This window comes from Paenibacillus sp. CF384, assembly GCF_900106745.1.
Classification (GTDB): Bacteria; Bacillota; Bacilli; order Paenibacillales; family Paenibacillaceae; genus Paenibacillus_Z.
Genome location: NZ_FNNV01000013.1, coordinates 190093 through 206143 on the forward strand (window position 1 = coordinate 190093; position 16051 = coordinate 206143).

A 16051-nucleotide genomic window follows, 5' to 3' on the forward strand; every position below is an offset into this window, starting at 1 on the left:
TATGATAAGTAGAGGGTGGCCGAACCGGGCTCATCCATGTGCACAAAACTTAAGCGAATATGCTTGAACAGGAGGCGTCCATGACAGCGACCCAACGTTATGCCAAAGCCGAGTCTGCCGCATGGACCGGACTTATAGGTAACGTCTGTATAGCAGTAATTAAAGGCGGAATCGGCATGTTGGCAGGCAGCAAAGCGTTAATGGCTGATGCTTGCCGCTCCGCTTCGGATGCAGCGGCCTCATTCGTCTCCTTAACAGGTGTTCGTCGATGCAGGGAGCTGGGATCACCTCATGCACCTGTGCCGGCTACCAGAGGGCGAACGGAGGCAGCGACCGGCGTATTGGCATCCATTCTGCTTATGATTCTAGGTCTGGAAATTGGCATCTCTGCAATCAAATCTATTGCAGACGGTGTTGACAAAGCACCGGGCTGGCTGGCAGCCCTTGTCATATTCCTTGCATTTATACTGAAAGAGGTTCGCTTCCCGATCAAGGAACGGGGAGCGGACTTATACGCATCGCTTGCGGCGCTTGTCGGAACAGGCGGTGCGATGCTGGGCAAGCCGCTTGGCATGCCTGTCATGTATTACCTGGATCCGGCGGCATCGCTCATCATCGTGGTGATCGTATTCTCAAGCGGGTACCGAGTCGCTTCCGCTTCCGTCATGCGCAGTCGATTCCTGGAAGTCGAGCCGGCAGATATGTCGGAGCTTAAGGCAGTCGTGCTACGCATGGAAGGCGTAATCGGGGTCGAGGTGCTTCGCGCGAGAGAGCATGGTCACTACGCGGTTGCGGATGTGGTCATCAGCGTCAATCCACGCATATCGGTGCTGGAAGGCAATGAGATCGCCAAACGCGTGAAATATTTTGTGATGAAGCGGTTCAGTCATATGACGGAAGTTACCGTACATGTAGAACCGTATGATCCGGGATATCCGTACAAAACAAATCATGATCCAAGTCAGGAACAACTACCGACGCTACTGCAATAGCAGCAGCGTTGATTTTTTTTGAGAAAAGAGGTGTCAGCCAATTGATGCAATCCAAAACACGCTGGAGTCTCGCTTCGTTCGATTTGGAGGCAGAGGCGCGTGCAGCCGGTTTAGCGCGCAGCTTGTCCCTTTCTCCGCTTGTCGCGAGACTGCTGGTTCAGCGCGGCTACGACCGGGTTGAATCAGCGCGTCAGTTTTTGAACGGGGGCATCGAATGTCTGCATGATCCTTTTCTGCTAAAGGGCATGAATGAAGCCGTTACGCGTATACGAGCGGCTGTCCAGCGCGGCGAACGGGTGAGGATTTATGGCGATTATGATTGTGACGGCGTCTCGTCAACCACGCTCATGTCCTACCTCTTCACGCGGCTGGAGCTGAATTTCGATTATTATATCCCCCACCGAACGTTGGAGGGGTATGGACTCAATAAAGCTGCGCTTCGCGCCGCTGCCGACAGCGGCATTACACTTATCGTGACCGTTGACACCGGAATTAGCGCGGTAGAAGAGATTGCCTATGCCAATGAGCTTGGCATTGATATTGTGGTCACCGATCACCATGAGCCGCCTCATCAGCTTCCGGAAGCTTACGCAATCGTTAACCCGAAGCAAGAGGACTGCGGATATCCGTTTAAAGGACTGGCTGGTGTCGGAGTTGCGTTTAAGCTTGCGCAGGCGCTGCTGGACGAGCCTCCGATTGAATGGACAGATGTAGTTGCGCTCGGCACAATTGCCGACCTAATGCCGCTTAAGGATGAGAATCGCGTACTCGTCAGACTGGGGCTGGAGCAGCTTCGTCAAACCGAGAAACCGGGCTTCCGAGCATTGGCAGAGGTCGGAGGCATCGAGCTGGCATCGCTGGTATCGTCCAATGTGGCATTTGGGATGGCGCCGCGCATCAATGCAGCGGGCAGACTCGAGCATGCACAGCAGGCTGTGGCACTGCTTACCTCAACCGATCATGAATCCGCAGCAGCAAGTGCGATCAGCTTGGACGCGTTAAACCGTCAAAGGCAGCTCATTGTAGAGACGATCGTGCAGGAAGCACAGGAGATGTGGATGGCCAAATGCAAAGCTGCCGCTGAAGCAGGTGTTCCGGAGCCTTCCGTTATCGTGCTTGCAGGTGAAGGCTGGAACGTTGGCGTTGTCGGCATCGTAGCTTCGAAGTTTATTGAGAAATACTATAAACCGACACTGATTCTCGGCATCGACACCGTGACGGGCAAAAGCAAAGGGTCTGCTCGTTCCATCGAAGGATATGATCTGCATGCGGCTTTAACCGAATGCGATGCATTGTTGGATCATTACGGGGGGCATCAAGCTGCGGCCGGGATGACCTTGCACCGCGACAACCTGGAAGCCTTTGAAGCGCAGCTCAGTGGACTTGCTGACAGCTGGCTAACAGAGGAAGACTGGATTCCCAAAACGATGATCGACCTGAGCTGCAAAATGGAAGATGCAACCTTGCGCGTTAGAGAGCAGCTCGCTCACCTGGAACCGTTCGGTATCGGCAATGAAGCACCGAAGCTGCTGCTCACAGGTGTTACGCTTGCCGATCGCAAAGCGATGGGGAAAGAAAGCAAGCATTTGAAGCTGTCCATTAGCGGACAAGGTAAACTGCTCGATGCGATCTCCTTCGGCAGCGGCCATCTCACTGAACATCTCTCGCATGGCGCTGCCATCGAACTGGTTGGGGAGCTTTCGGTTAACGAGTGGAACGGTCAGCGAAAAGCGCAGTTTATGGTGAACGATTTGCGAGTGCCGCATATTCAAGTCTTCGACAAACGAGGGGATGCCGGCAGTGAATCGCTTCCTTCACTTAGGAAACAGCTTGCTGCAGGCAGTTATAAAGTACCGATTGTATTGGTTCCAAGTGAAGCTTGGCTCGAAGCGGCGGCTCAAACTTCGCAGGAAGCAAGGGCAGATGTCTCATTCATGACTTATGATGCATTCATGCAGCAGCAGAAGATCTCATGCTCGCACTTATTCGTATTTGGCCGGCCGCCATCCGCTGAGAAACTATCCTATGTCCTAGCGGCTTGTGAAGGTCTGGAAGCCGTCCATCTTCATTACGATACAAGCCAAGCAAGACCAGCTTTCCCAACCCGGGAGCAGTTCGGAGACATGTATAAGCTGTTGCGGCGCGAATGCCCGCTTGATGAAGAGGGCATAAGTAAACAATTGGCATCTAAGTTAAGCGGAACCGGTGAATCGACTATCACGCTCATGTTGAAGGTATTTACGGAATTAGAATTTATTCACATGGAAGAGGGGCAAGTCAAGCTTAGCCCTGTCACGGTTAAGCGAGAGCTGTCGCATTCGGCGGAATACCGCGATGCGCAGCGTATTGCGGAATGGAACGAAATCATCAGCGCACCGATTAAACGGTTGACGGATTGGATCATCAAAGAAGTTCAGAACTCATTATTACACCTAAACGAAGGAGTCGTTATTTCATGAATTACAAAGACTACATCCGCATCATCGAAGACTACCCACAACCGGGAATCCGCTTCAAGGACATCACAACGCTGACCAACAACGGACCTGTCTACGCACATGCCATTGATGCTATTCGTCAAGCAGTTGCCGACAAACAAATCGATTTGGTTGCCGGACCGGAAGCGCGCGGCTTCATCATCGGTGCGCCACTGGCTGTAACACTTGGAGCTGGTTTCGTCCCCATTCGTAAGAGCGGCAAGCTGCCGGGCGAAGTCATTGAAGCCAGCTACGATTTGGAGTACGGCAATGACAAGCTCGCTATTCACACGGATGCGATCAAGCCGGGTCAACGCGTGCTGATCGCAGACGACCTTCTTGCTACAGGCGGTACGATTGCAACTACGATCAACCTTATTCGCCAGCTTGGCGGCGAAGTGGTCGGAGCCGCATTCTTGATTGAGCTCGGTTACCTAGATGGCCGCAAGAAGCTTGACGGAATCGACATTTTCTCGCTAATGACGTATTAATCGCTGCTGCACAACTCGGCGCCGGACTCGGAAGGATCATCCTTCTGCGGTCCGGCGTTCTCTATACCTGCCTTTATGGCTGCATAGTGAGAGGTTGACGGAAAGGCTTTAAAACAGGCATAATAATAGGAAAACTCGGGCGTCATCACTTTAATTGATTTGGGAAGCAAAACGCGAGGCAGCGTGCTTTTCCGGAAAGGGACATTCATGGGCATAGAGCAGTTACTCGACAAAGCATCGACCTATATGAAGGAGCAAGATTTGACACGGATCAAAGAAGCATACGAATTCGCCGATCAAGCTCATCACGGGCAGGTACGTAAATCGGGAGAGCCGTATATTTTACACCCTGTCGCCGTAGCTGAAATTCTCGTCAACATGCAGATGGACGTGTTGTCGATTATCGCTGCGCTTCTTCATGACGTCGTTGAAGATACAACTGTCCCGCTTGAAGAGGTCAGAACCCGTTTCGGTGAGGCTTGTGCGGCTGTCGTAGACGGACTCACGAAGCTGGAGAAGATTCAATTCCGCTCCAAGGAAGAGCAGCAGAACGAGAATTACCGCAAGATGTTCGTTGCGATGGCACAGGACATGCGGGTTATCCTGATCAAGCTGGCTGACCGGCTTCATAATATGCGGACGCTGAAATATCAATCCGAGGAAGCGCAGCGGCGTATCGCGTACGAGACGCTGGAAATTTTCTGTCCGATCGCTCACCGGCTAGGGATCTCGGCCATCAAGTGGGAGATGGAGGATATTGCGCTGCGTTATTTGAATCCGCAGCAGTACTATCGCATTGCCAATCTCATGAAGAAGAAACGTGCGGAACGGGAGCAATACATCGCAGATGTCATTACCCGAATCACGGAGAAGCTTGAGGATATGGGGATTGAAGGCGACATTTCCGGTCGACCGAAACATCTATACAGCATTTATAAGAAGATGACCGCACGCAGCAAGCAGTTCACCGAAATTTATGATCTGCTCGCGATTCGGATCATCGTTGACAATATAAAAGACTGTTACGCAACGCTCGGTATCATTCATACGTTATGGAAACCGATGCCCGGCCGTTTCAAAGATTATATTGCGATGCCCAAAGCAAACATGTACCAGTCCCTCCATACGACGGTGATCGGACCTACCGGTGAGCCGACGGAAGTGCAGATTCGGACATGGGATATGCATCGTACGTCTGAATTCGGGATCGCTGCCCACTGGGCATATAAAGAAGGCGGCGTCGTACCAGGTGGTTCGTTCGAGGAGAAAATGACCTTGTTCCGCGAAATCATCGAGCTTCAGCATGAAGCCAGCGATGCTTCCGAATTTGTCGAATCGTTGAAGATGGACTTCTTCTCCGATCTTGTTTTTGTGTTTACGCCAAAAGGGGAAGTATTCGAGCTTCCGGCTGGCGCTGTGCCGCTTGATTTTGCCTACAGAATTCATACCGAGGTCGGGAATCGTACCATCGGCTCCAAGGTTAACGGCCGAATCGTTCCGCTCGATTATAAGCTGAAGACCGGCGATATCGTCGAGATCTTGACCTCGAAGCATTCGTACGGCCCAAGCCAGGACTGGATCAAGATTGCACAGTCGTCTCATGCGCGCAGCAAAATCAAGCAGTGGTTTAAGAAAGAAAGACGCGAAGAGAATGTTGTGAAAGGCCGAGACAACATTGAGCGAGAGCTCAAACGTCTGGGGCTTGAAGCATCGAGCTTCATGTCTGATTCCCAGCTGCAGGAAGCGGCTTATAAATTTACGTTCAACGATATCGAAGATATGCTGTCTGCTGTTGGATTTGGCGGGATAACCGCTGCACAGATCGTGACGAAGCTGACCGAGAAAATGCGCAAGGAAGCCGAAGAGGCGAATCAGATCGAGCTTACGAACGAGATGAAGGAGATGAAATCCTCTCCGTCGCTTCGCAAAACCCGTCCGACGCATGGCGTGTCTGTCAAAGGGGTAGACAATCTGCTTGTCCGGTTCGCACGCTGTTGTAATCCGGTACCGGGCGATGCCATTGTCGGTTACATTACACGCGGACGCGGTGTGTCGGTCCATCGATTGGATTGTTTGAATGTGAGCCCGAATTCGGATGGTGAAGAGGCTGCTCGCGTTATCGAGGTAGATTGGGAACAATCTGTCGAGGCGAACTACAGCGTGGATATCGAAATTACCGGTCATGATCGTCCGGGATTGCTCAACGAAGTGCTGCAGGCCGTGTCGGAGAGCAAAACGAATATTTCTGCCGTCTCCGGACGTTCGGACAAGAACAAACTCGCCATGATTCATATGACGGTTCTGATCCGTAACATCGAGCATTTACAGTCCGTGGTGGAACGGATTAAACGGGTGAAAGATATTTATTCCGTGCAGCGGATTATGCAATAACAGCAACAGCTATTGATCATGTTTCAGCAGGGAGAGTCCGTTAGGTTATGAAAGTAGTTGTTCAACGCAGCAAACAGGCGTCTGTTACCGTAGATGGAGAAACGGTCGGTTCGATCGACATGGGCTTGATGCTGCTCGTCGGCATTACCCATGAGGATGATGAATCCGATATCCGCTGGATGGCGGAGAAGGTTGCGGGTTTACGTATCTTCGAGGATGAAGAAGGTAAAATGAATCATTCCGTCAAAGACGTAGGCGGCGCGATTCTTTCGGTATCGCAATTTACTCTATATGGCGACTGCCGGAAGGGCAGACGGCCGAATTTCATGGCTGCTGCACGTCCGGAGCAAGCAGAAGCGCTATATGACGCATTCAATAAGCAGCTCCAATTAGGTGGACTAGCTGTGGAAACCGGCAAATTCGGTGCGATGATGGATGTTGCATTGACCAACTGGGGACCGGTTACCTTGATTATTGACAGTAAAGCTTAAGCCAAGACTCTCTTGGCTGAGGTGTTAGAATAGGTTCGAACGGGAACACTAGCCTTAGAAGTGCACAGCTCTATTCGTGCACGACAACGGTGGAGGGATTCTCGTTATGCATCAGTCGCGCAAGGAGCAGAGTGTCGAACGGATTTCGCGGAGGCTGCTTCATGCGGATCGCCGCGAAGCGTTGATTTTCGCAGAAATGGAAGAGAATATCGAAGCATCTGCTGACTTTGGCGGCTTCGCCGCAACGCCTAGGCGTTCTCCGGTTGGCGAGCATATGTAACAGCTGAACAGGAAGGACGGGGCGCTTCTTTGTCGAAGCGCCCCGTCCTTTGCTGTCCGAAATGGAATGAAACCTAAGAAATCGCTTTATTTTTTGTAACTAAACTGTAATGTGTTTAAAATGATTCTCTAACAAAGCTGGGCTATAATGAACCTCGACCCCCTTTTTTGAATATATTACTTTGATGGACCTACAACTTGGTTGTGGGTTCTTTTTCTTTATATGGGAGAAGACCCCCTAAATCCCGAGGGAGACCCCCTAAATCCCCCTGAAAGGGGGACCCCGAGGGACTCCGTCCCTCTGGACACCCGGAATTGGACTAACGTCGGAGTTACAGAGTACCGCTCGCGAGTTACGTTTGGTGCATGGATCGCTTTCGTCCCATACGGGACACGCTTTACTTTTGGCGGGGTTTATCGACCTGGTGTCCCTTACGGGACCAGCATAACGTTGCCGCCTCAGAGGCGCATGTGATCAGGTGCGTGCTAGCCTCGCTTTCGTCCCATACGGGACACGCTTTACTTTCGGCGCGCGATTGGTTACCAGGTGCTCGTGGCTTTGCCACTCGCACGGTAACCTGGAGGCCCGCTCGTAGGCCGCGGGGAAGTTAGTTGGGTTTTGGTCGCTATCGCGACCGAAGAGCGAGACGGCCGCTATCGCGACCTAAGAGCAAGAGCGGAAAGCGGAAAGCGGAAAGCGAAGAGCAAGAGCAAAGAGCAAGAGCGAAGAGCAAGAGCAAAGAGCAAGAGCGAAGAGCAGGTATGCCACGTCGCGGAGTGGGCATAATGAGTGGAAATGATTGTGTGTTAATCTCTTGACACATGGTGATGTGAACGATACAATAAAGGTTATATTATGTCGATCCGTTGAAGGGACCGATTCGTTCTACCCGCACCGATTCAGAGAGGGATTCCTTGGCTGGAAGAATCCTTGGCGTGCTTGAGCGGACAGACTTCCCAGAGGACATGCGGTGAACCTGCAGGCTCCATGCTTGCTCATTAGCTGTAATGCGTAGTCGGGCGTTAACCGATTGAAGCGAATCAATTGCATTGATTCGGAATGTGGGTGGTACCACGGTAGCTTTGTATCTAACAAGCTCTCGTCCCTTTGCCTTTTTGAGGCGGAGGACGAGGGCTTTTTTTGATGATTATCCTGGACAGCATCACTTTTTAGGGGGAATGGACATGGGCTTTCAGAAGCCTCCGGGCACGCAGGACTTTTTGCCGGGCTCGGTAGAGAAATGGCAGTTTGTCGAGAGCAAAGCGCGTGAAATTTGCCGTCGCTTTAACTTCCGTGAGATCCGCACACCAATGTTTGAAATGACGGAGCTGTATAAGCGCGGTGTCGGTGAAACGACCGATATCGTGGAGAAAGAAATGTACACGTTCACCGACCGCGGTAATCGCAGTCTAACGCTGCGTCCGGAAGGTACGGCAGGCGCAGTTCGTGCGTATGTCGAGAACAAGCTGTATGGCGAGCCTGATCTGACGAAGCTGTATTATATCGGGCCAATGTTCCGTTATGAGCGCCAGCAAGCAGGGCGTTACCGTCAGTTCCACCAATTCGGCATCGAAGCGCTTGGTGCTGTAGATGCTGCGCTGGATGCGGAAGTCATTGCACTGGGTTATACCTTCTACGCCGAAGTGGGATTGAAGGACGTTCGCGTTGAAATCAATTCCGTCGGGACTCCGGCTGTTCGCGCAGTATTCCGCGAGAAGCTGCTTGGTTTCTTAGAACCAATGCGCGAAATCCTGTGTAAGGATTGCCAATCGCGGATGGATCGTAACCCGCTGCGCGTGCTGGATTGCAAGACAGATCAGCATCGTTTTGAAGAAGCGCCTTCCATTCTGGATAGCCTGGACGAAGAGTGCCGCACGCACTTCGAATCGCTGCAAACTCATTTGACGGGAATGAATATTCCGTATTACATCAATCCGCGACTGGTGCGCGGTCTTGATTATTACACGCACACGGCATTTGAGTACAAAGCGGAAGGTATCGGAGCTATCGATACCATTGGCGGCGGCGGCCGGTACAACGGCCTTGTAGCCGACATCGGCGGACCGGATCAGCCGGGCGTTGGCCTTGGACTGGGTTTGGAGCGTACAGTTATGCTGCTGGACAGTCAAGGCGTACAGCTCGATAACCTGCATCAGGTTGACGTGTACATGGTAGGGCTTGGCGAGGCGGCTGATCGCGAAGTGACGCGCCTGCTGCACGGTCTGAGAATGCGCGGCATCTCAGCGGAGCGGGATTATCAAGGTCGTAAAATGAAGGCGCAAATGAAGTCTGCTGACCGCCTTCAAGTTCGTTTCACAGCCATTCTCGGCGACGACGAACTGGCCCGCGGTGAAATCATGCTGAAGAACATGACGACAGGCGAACAACAGTCGGTTGCGCTTGATCAGCTTGCTGATGAAATTTTGAAATAAGGCATTGCCCTATAATCCCATTATAAAAGGAGCCTCTAACCTATCATGATGTTGAAAACTCATTCTTGTGGAACACTGACGAAAGCGGAAGTAGGACAAACGGTTACATTGAACGGCTGGGTACAACGCCGCCGCGACCTTGGCGGAGTGTTGTTTATCGACCTGCGTGACCGTACCGGAATTATGCAAATCGTATTCAATCCTGATTTCTCAGGTGATGCGCTGGCAATTGCAGACCGTGCTCGTAACGAATTCGTGCTTGCCGTTCGCGGTCAAGTGGTTGAACGTGATGCGGAGACGGTAAACAAAAACATCGCGACAGGTGAAATTGAAATCCGCGTGACGGAAATCGAAATCATGAATGCGGCTAAGACGCCTCCGTTCCCAATCGAGGATGGCGTTGAAGTTGATGAGTCGCTACGACTGAAATATCGTTACTTGGACCTGCGTCGCCCTGAGATGCAGAAGACGCTTCTTCTTCGCTCCAAAGCGGCTAAAGTGTTCCGCGACTACTTGGACGGTCAAGGCTTTATCGACGTGGAAACACCGATTCTGACGAAGAGCACACCGGAAGGCGCGCGTGACTACTTGGTGCCAAGCCGTGTTCATCCGGGCGAATTCTTCGCGCTGCCGCAATCGCCGCAAATTTTCAAACAGCTTCTTATGGTTAGTGGTCTAGAGCGCTATTACCAAATCGCACGCTGCTTCCGCGATGAGGATCTTCGTGCGGACCGTCAGCCGGAGTTCACGCAAGTCGACATCGAGACTTCCTTCTTGTCGCAGGATCAACTGCTGAACCTGATGGAAGAGCTTGTCGTGAAATTGTTCCGTGAAACCGTTGGCGTTGAAATTCCTACACCATTCCAACGTATTACGCATGCAGATGCGATGAATAAATACGGCTCCGATAAGCCTGACCTGCGTTTTGGCATGGAGATGGAAGACATTACCGATATCGTTGCTAACAGCGACGTGAAAGTATTCGCATCGGTGGCGGCTAGCGGCGGCGTTGTTAAGGTGCTGAATGCCAAAACTTGTGCAAGCTGGAGCCGTAAAGAGCTTGACGATCTGCAGCCGTTCGCAGCGCGTTACGGCGGTAAGGGTCTGGCTTGGGTGACAGTGAAGGAAGGAGAATGGCGCGGTCCGATCGTGAAATTCTTCAAGCCTGAAGAAATCGCGGCGATGACAGAGCGTCTTGGCGTAGAAGAAGGCGATTTGCTGCTGTTCTCTGCAGACAAGAAGAAAGTCGTTGCAGATGTGCTTGGCAACCTGCGTCTGAAGATCGGTAAACAGCTTGGTTTGATCGATGAGTCCAAATTCAAGCTGGAGTGGGTTGTAGACTTCCCGCTGCTCGGCTACGATGAAGAAGCGAAACGTTATGTAGCGGAACACCATCCGTTCACACGTCCAAACGAAGACGATCTGCCGCTGTTCGAAACAGATCCGGGCGCTATCCGCGCGCAGGCTTATGACCTTGTTCTTAACGGCTACGAGGTTGGCGGCGGTTCGATGCGGATCTATAAACGTGACGTACAGGAGCTCATGTTCAAAGCACTTGGCTTCTCCCTTGAAGAGGCGCATGAGAAATTCGGCTTCCTGCTCGATGCTTTCGATTACGGAACGCCTCCACACGGCGGCTTTGCATTCGGATTTGACCGCCTTGTGATGCTGCTGGCCGGACGCACGAATCTTCGTGAAACGATCGCGTTCCCTAAAACAGCAAGTGCAACGGACCTGCTCAGCGATGCGCCATCCGAAGTGGATATCTCTCAGCTGCAACAGCTGCATATCCGTACCATTCAAAAGCCTGCAAAACAGCCTGAGGCTGCAGCAGCCGGTGCTTCCGCACAGCAAACTAACTAATCCAACAACCGGCTTTCGTCCGCGTGTAGCGTCGAGAGCCGGATTCTTTATGTTTATAGCAGGTACAAATTATAGCTAAGAGGTGTATTTCCATTATGCTGCACCAATTTTCACGAACGGAGCTCGCCATCGGTCCAGAAGGTCTGGAGATGATGAAGGGCAGCACGGTTGCGGTGCTCGGTATCGGCGGTGTCGGTGCGATAGCCGCAGAAGCACTTGCGCGGACAGGCGTTGGCCGCATTATACTCATCGACAAAGATGTCGTCGATATTACGAACATTAACCGCCAGGTTCATGCGCTCACAACGACGGTCGGCCAGCCCAAAGCAGACCTCATGCGTGACCGCATTAAGCTGATCAATCCGGAATGCGATGCCATTTCACTGCGGATGTTTTACACGGAAGAAACGTACGAGAAGCTTTTCGAATATGAGCTGGATTATGTTGTGGATGCTTCGGATACGATAGCTTACAAGATCCATCTGATCAAACAATGTTTGGAGCGCCAAATCCCGATCATCTCCAGCATGGGGGCAGCGAACAAAATGGATCCGACTAGGTTCCAGGTAGCGGATATTTCCAAAACCTCGATGGATCCGATTGCACGGGTCGTCCGTCAGAAGTTGCGTAAAGAGGGCATTAAGAAGGGCGTAAAGGTCGTATTCTCGACGGAAGAGCCGATGAAGCCCCGTGAAGATGTCACGCAGCGTATCGTGCCTGAGAATGCGCCTGAAATACGCAAAGCAAAGCAGCCGCCGGCCAGCAATGCTTTTGTCCCTCCGGTTGCGGGACTAATTATGGTGAGTGTAGTCGTGAAAGACTTGCTCGCTAAAGGAGGTATTTCCTAAATGAATGCGGAACTCGTTAACAAATTACGCCTATCGCTCGATATGCGCATTGCGGTACTGGAAGCGCCTGCTCCTTCTTATGAGGAAGAGCTGGGTGTTGAGGAGAACGAAGCTTTTGATGAAATGGACAGCGGTACTTATGATTTTGTCATGCTGTTCGCAAAGGACATTGCAAGCTTGAATGAACATGCACCTAAGGCGCTTAAAGCAGTCAAGAAAGAAGGTCTACTCTGGATCTGCTATCCGAAAGGAACGGCCAAAATTCGCACAGACATTAACCGCGATCGCGGCTGGAAAGTCGTCAAAGACGAAGGCTGGGAAGGCGTTTCACTTGTGTCTGTCGATGAGACATGGTCAGCTATGCGCTTCCGTCCGGTAGGCATGGTGCAAACCTCGGCAAGAGCCAGCCGTGCTGCTGATATCGGCCGTACGACGACTACTGCAGTGAAAGAACTGGTTATTCCGGATGACGTCACGGCAGCACTTGCCGCAAAGCCTGAAGCAGCTGCATTCTTCGCTGAGCTTGCGCCATCGCATCGCAAAGAGTACATTCGTTGGATCAATGAAGCGAAGCAAGAAGTGACACGTACGAAACGCATCAATGAAATGGCGGATAAACTGGAAAAACAGTTGAAACGCCCTTCGGATAAATAATGATCAGAAGCCCGAATCTGCAGGTAGATCCTGAAGATTCGGGCTTTTTTTGCGCGGAGTTTTGTCCTAGTCAACAAAAGTTGCCTTTGACAAACTTTTTTGTGTGTGTACAATGAAAGTAGGCAACAACAGTTTCACTCCTGCATATGTGTAAGGGATATACGACATATTAGTGTTTACATGAGGTGAGAACAATGAGTGATCAATCTAATTCGGTGGCAGCCGAGAAAGGCTGGCGAAATCGAAGAACGACGAATACACTTCCCGAAGTGTATCGTTCCATGAAGATTCCGAAGAACGGATCGTGGTTTCGCAAGTTTCTAGCTTTTGCCGGACCGGGTTATCTCGTAGCCGTTGGCTACATGGATCCGGGCAATTGGGCAACCGACTTAGCGGGCGGCTCAAAGTTCGGCTATACGCTCTTATCCGTTATATTATTATCCAATCTGATGGCGATTCTGCTTCAAGCACTTGCCGGGAAGCTCGGCATCGTCACAGGACGCGATCTAGCACAGGCCTGTAAGGACCATTACAGCAAACCAGTCGCCATGTCGCTATGGGTGCTCTGTGAGCTTGCAATAGCTGCTTGTGATCTTGCAGAGGTCATCGGAACAGCGATCGCACTGAATTTATTGTTTGGCATACCGCTTATAGCAGGGGTCATAATAACGGTACTGGATGTACTGCTCATACTGCTCCTGCAGAATAAGGGTTTCAGATATATAGAAGCGCTCGTAATCGTACTGATCGTCACCATCGGCGGCTGTTTCCTGGTTGAAATCTTCTGGTCGCAGCCACAAGTTGGCGAAGTCATGAAGGGTTTTATTCCAAGCTCGGAAATTGTTACGAATCCAGCGATGCTCTACATCGCGATTGGCATACTAGGCGCGACAGTCATGCCGCATAATCTGTATTTGCACTCATCTATCGTTCAGACGCGTCAATTCGAACAGACGGAGCTTGGTAAACGCCAAGCGATTAAATATTCGACTTGGGATTCCACCATTGCCTTATTCTTCGCATTATTCATTAATGCTGCTATTCTCATCATTGCTGCGGCAAGCTTCTACGCGGCTGGTCATACCGAGATCGCGGAGATCGGTGAAGCTTATCACCTGCTGGCGCCGATGCTGGGAACAACAGCGGCAAGTGTATTGTTCGGGGTAGCGCTGCTCGCGGCTGGACAGAATTCCACCTTGACCGGCACGCTCGCAGGGCAGATCGTCATGGAAGGGTTCTTGAACATCCGACTGGCTCCATGGCTGAGAAGACTGATTACACGGCTCATAGCGATCATCCCCGCCGTTATTGTCACTTGGCTGTACGGTGCAAGCGGAACAGCGCAGCTGCTCATTCTAAGTCAAGTCATCTTGTCGCTGCAGCTCTCATTTGCGGTCATCCCACTTGTTAAATTCACAAGCGACAAACAGAAGATGGGTAAGTTTGCTAACCCGCTTTGGCTTAAGATACTCGCGTGGTTCGTTGCCATCGTCATTGCAGGATTGAACATCTATTTGCTCTTCCAGACGTTTTTTGGCTAATCATTGGTAACGATTCAGAAGACCTTCTCCTTACTGGGGAAGGTCTTCTTGCATATAGCAACTGCGTACAGGAATAGCGAACGTTTGTGCTAGTGTGCTATGATAAGCAGGAAAGGAATGGGTGAGCGATGGATTTATTTAGCTATCAGAATGAGGAACAAGCACCGCGAGCCAAGCTGTTGGCAGACCGCATGCGCCCTCAGACGATTGAAGAATATATAGGCCAGTCCGACATTGTCGGGCCAGGCAAGCTGCTTCGACGCGCAATCGAAGCGGATCAAATTACATCGATTCTGCTGTATGGCCCTCCAGGCTGCGGCAAGACGACCCTGGCACATATCATTTCGAAACGTACGCAAGGGGAGTTTGTAAAGCTGAATGCCGTGGATGCGTCCGTCAAGGATGTACGGGAAGTGATTGAGCAGGCAAGGATCACCAAGTCGATGTACGGCCGCAAAACAATTCTGTTCTTAGACGAGGTGCATCGCTTCAACTCGGCCAGACAGGATGCGCTACTGCCGGCAGTGGAGCAGGGAATCATTATCTTCATAGGAGCCACTACGGAGAATCCATTTCATTATGTGAATGGCGCGCTCCTATCTCGATCCACGTTGTTTCAGCTGGAATCGCTGACGCGCGAGGATGCACTCACGGCAATGCGCCGTGCAATGGCAGACCGTGATCGTGGACTTGGCTTCATGGATTTGACGGTCGAGGATGAAGCACTGCAGCACATGGCCTCCATGGCAGGCGGAGATATTCGCCGCGCGCTGAATGCGCTTGAGCTGGCAGCCGTGACGACTCCGTCACAACCGGACGGCTCGGTTATTGTAACGTTGGAAGTGGCGGAGGAGTCCATCCGCAAGCCGACCATTCGCGCAGACGAATCGACACAATACGACGTGTTATCTGCTTTCCATAAGAGCGTTCGGGGATCCAGCGATGCCGCTTTATTCTGGTTTCTGTATGCGGTCGAGAAGCTGGGCATGGATCCGATGACATTCATAAGGCGGTTGATCGTGGCTTGCAGCGAGGATATCGGGCTTGCGAATCCGCAGGCGATGGTTCAAGCGGTGACGGCTATGGATGCGTATCATAAAATTGGCTGGCCGGAAGCCAAATACAATATTACGCAGGCGATTCTGTTTGCCGTGGAAAGTCCGAAGTCCAATGCCGCGGCTGTGGCGATCGGCAACGCGATGAATGCCATCGAGCAGCTTGGAGCAGCCGAAGTGCCGCATCACATGAGAGATACACACTACAGCGGTGCTGCGCGTCTTGGGCATGTTGGTTATAAGTATCCGCATGATTACCCTGGCCACTATGTGAAACAGGTGTATTTGCCTGAACGGATAGCGAACAAAACGTTCTACCATGCCACCAATCAGGGGATGGAGGACAAGATTCGACAAAATCAGGAGCGGCGGAAATGACCAAAATAACAGCTGAATCCTCAAAAACGTAAGCAGGAGCTAGAAAATAGCGCATAAAGGCCGACCTTTATGGAATAAACATAACTAGAACCGCGAATACGGGCCAGAAGGTGGGATGACGGCATTTGACGTAAAGTTGCTTCATCGACTACTCTAGT

Annotated in this window: 13 protein-coding genes; all 13 read left to right on the plus strand. The window is 51.6% G+C overall.

Annotated features, from left to right (window positions below):
• The first annotated feature begins 80 nt into the window (after positions 1-80).
• The 13 genes from BLW29_RS20790 to BLW29_RS20845 all read left to right on the plus strand — a co-directional run bounded on the left by BLW29_RS20790 (position 81) and on the right by BLW29_RS20845 (position 15893).
• Positions 81-992 (plus strand): cation diffusion facilitator family transporter, encoded by a 912-nt coding sequence (locus BLW29_RS20790; protein WP_090983124.1) that lies wholly within the window; start codon positions 81-83, stop codon positions 990-992.
• 44 nt (positions 993-1036) lie between these two features.
• Positions 1037-3451, plus strand: coding sequence for a single-stranded-DNA-specific exonuclease RecJ (recJ, locus tag BLW29_RS20795; RefSeq protein ID WP_256208751.1), 2415 nt, complete (start codon positions 1037-1039; stop codon positions 3449-3451).
• A complete protein-coding gene (locus BLW29_RS20800) occupies positions 3448-3960 on the plus strand; it encodes an adenine phosphoribosyltransferase (RefSeq protein WP_090983128.1) in 513 nt (170 codons plus the stop codon). Before recJ ends, BLW29_RS20800 begins: the two co-directional genes overlap by 4 nt.
• Before the next feature lie 207 nt (positions 3961-4167).
• Positions 4168-6351, plus strand: coding sequence for a RelA/SpoT family protein (locus tag BLW29_RS20810; RefSeq protein WP_090983132.1), 2184 nt, complete (start codon positions 4168-4170; stop codon positions 6349-6351).
• Positions 6352-6398: 47 nt separating this feature from the next.
• Complete coding sequence (gene dtd / locus BLW29_RS20815; RefSeq protein ID WP_090983134.1) at positions 6399-6842, plus strand: D-aminoacyl-tRNA deacylase; 444 nt, start codon at positions 6399-6401, stop codon at positions 6840-6842.
• 106 nt (positions 6843-6948) lie between these two features.
• Complete coding sequence (locus BLW29_RS31480; RefSeq protein ID WP_177186732.1) at positions 6949-7122, plus strand: hypothetical protein; 174 nt, start codon at positions 6949-6951, stop codon at positions 7120-7122.
• 618 nt (positions 7123-7740) lie between these two features.
• Positions 7741-7908, plus strand: a complete 168-nt coding sequence (locus BLW29_RS31485) for a hypothetical protein (protein ID WP_177186733.1) — start codon at positions 7741-7743, stop codon at positions 7906-7908.
• A gap of 398 nt (positions 7909-8306) precedes the next feature.
• Positions 8307-9554 carry a histidine--tRNA ligase gene (hisS, locus tag BLW29_RS20820; protein WP_090983136.1) on the plus strand — a complete coding sequence of 416 codons (1248 nt, stop codon included), beginning with the start codon at positions 8307-8309 and terminating at the stop codon, positions 9552-9554.
• A 45-nt stretch (positions 9555-9599) separates the two neighbouring features.
• Positions 9600-11417 carry an aspartate--tRNA ligase gene (gene aspS / locus BLW29_RS20825; protein WP_090983138.1) on the plus strand — a complete coding sequence of 606 codons (1818 nt, stop codon included), beginning with the start codon at positions 9600-9602 and terminating at the stop codon, positions 11415-11417.
• Positions 11418-11512: 95 nt separating this feature from the next.
• Positions 11513-12265 carry a tRNA threonylcarbamoyladenosine dehydratase gene (locus BLW29_RS20830; RefSeq protein WP_090983140.1) on the plus strand — a complete coding sequence of 251 codons (753 nt, stop codon included), beginning with the start codon at positions 11513-11515 and terminating at the stop codon, positions 12263-12265.
• The gene (locus tag BLW29_RS20835; protein WP_090983142.1) at positions 12266-12919 is read left to right on the plus strand and encodes a YdeI/OmpD-associated family protein; all 654 of its coding nucleotides are present in this window, start codon (positions 12266-12268) and stop codon (positions 12917-12919) included.
• A gap of 194 nt (positions 12920-13113) precedes the next feature.
• Positions 13114-14460 (plus strand): Nramp family divalent metal transporter, encoded by a 1347-nt coding sequence (locus BLW29_RS20840; protein WP_090983144.1) that lies wholly within the window; start codon positions 13114-13116, stop codon positions 14458-14460.
• Between the two features lie 128 nt (positions 14461-14588).
• Positions 14589-15893 carry a replication-associated recombination protein A gene (locus BLW29_RS20845; protein WP_090983146.1) on the plus strand — a complete coding sequence of 435 codons (1305 nt, stop codon included), beginning with the start codon at positions 14589-14591 and terminating at the stop codon, positions 15891-15893.
• The last annotated feature ends 158 nt before the right edge of the window (positions 15894-16051 follow it).

Coding starts and splice junctions, on each gene's coding strand:
- BLW29_RS20790 (WP_090983124.1), top strand. CDS start 81: ATGACAGCGACCCAACGTTATGCCAAAGCCGAGTCTGCCGCATGGACC.
- recJ (WP_256208751.1), top strand. CDS start 1,037: ATGCAATCCAAAACACGCTGGAGTCTCGCTTCGTTCGATTTGGAGGCA.
- BLW29_RS20800 (WP_090983128.1), top strand. CDS start 3,448: ATGAATTACAAAGACTACATCCGCATCATCGAAGACTACCCACAACCG.
- BLW29_RS20810 (WP_090983132.1), top strand. CDS start 4,168: ATGGGCATAGAGCAGTTACTCGACAAAGCATCGACCTATATGAAGGAG.
- dtd (WP_090983134.1), top strand. CDS start 6,399: ATGAAAGTAGTTGTTCAACGCAGCAAACAGGCGTCTGTTACCGTAGAT.
- BLW29_RS31480 (WP_177186732.1), top strand. CDS start 6,949: ATGCATCAGTCGCGCAAGGAGCAGAGTGTCGAACGGATTTCGCGGAGG.
- hisS (WP_090983136.1), top strand. CDS start 8,307: ATGGGCTTTCAGAAGCCTCCGGGCACGCAGGACTTTTTGCCGGGCTCG.
- aspS (WP_090983138.1), top strand. CDS start 9,600: ATGATGTTGAAAACTCATTCTTGTGGAACACTGACGAAAGCGGAAGTA.
- BLW29_RS20830 (WP_090983140.1), top strand. CDS start 11,513: ATGCTGCACCAATTTTCACGAACGGAGCTCGCCATCGGTCCAGAAGGT.
- BLW29_RS20835 (WP_090983142.1), top strand. CDS start 12,266: ATGAATGCGGAACTCGTTAACAAATTACGCCTATCGCTCGATATGCGC.
- BLW29_RS20840 (WP_090983144.1), top strand. CDS start 13,114: ATGAGTGATCAATCTAATTCGGTGGCAGCCGAGAAAGGCTGGCGAAAT.
- BLW29_RS20845 (WP_090983146.1), top strand. CDS start 14,589: ATGGATTTATTTAGCTATCAGAATGAGGAACAAGCACCGCGAGCCAAG.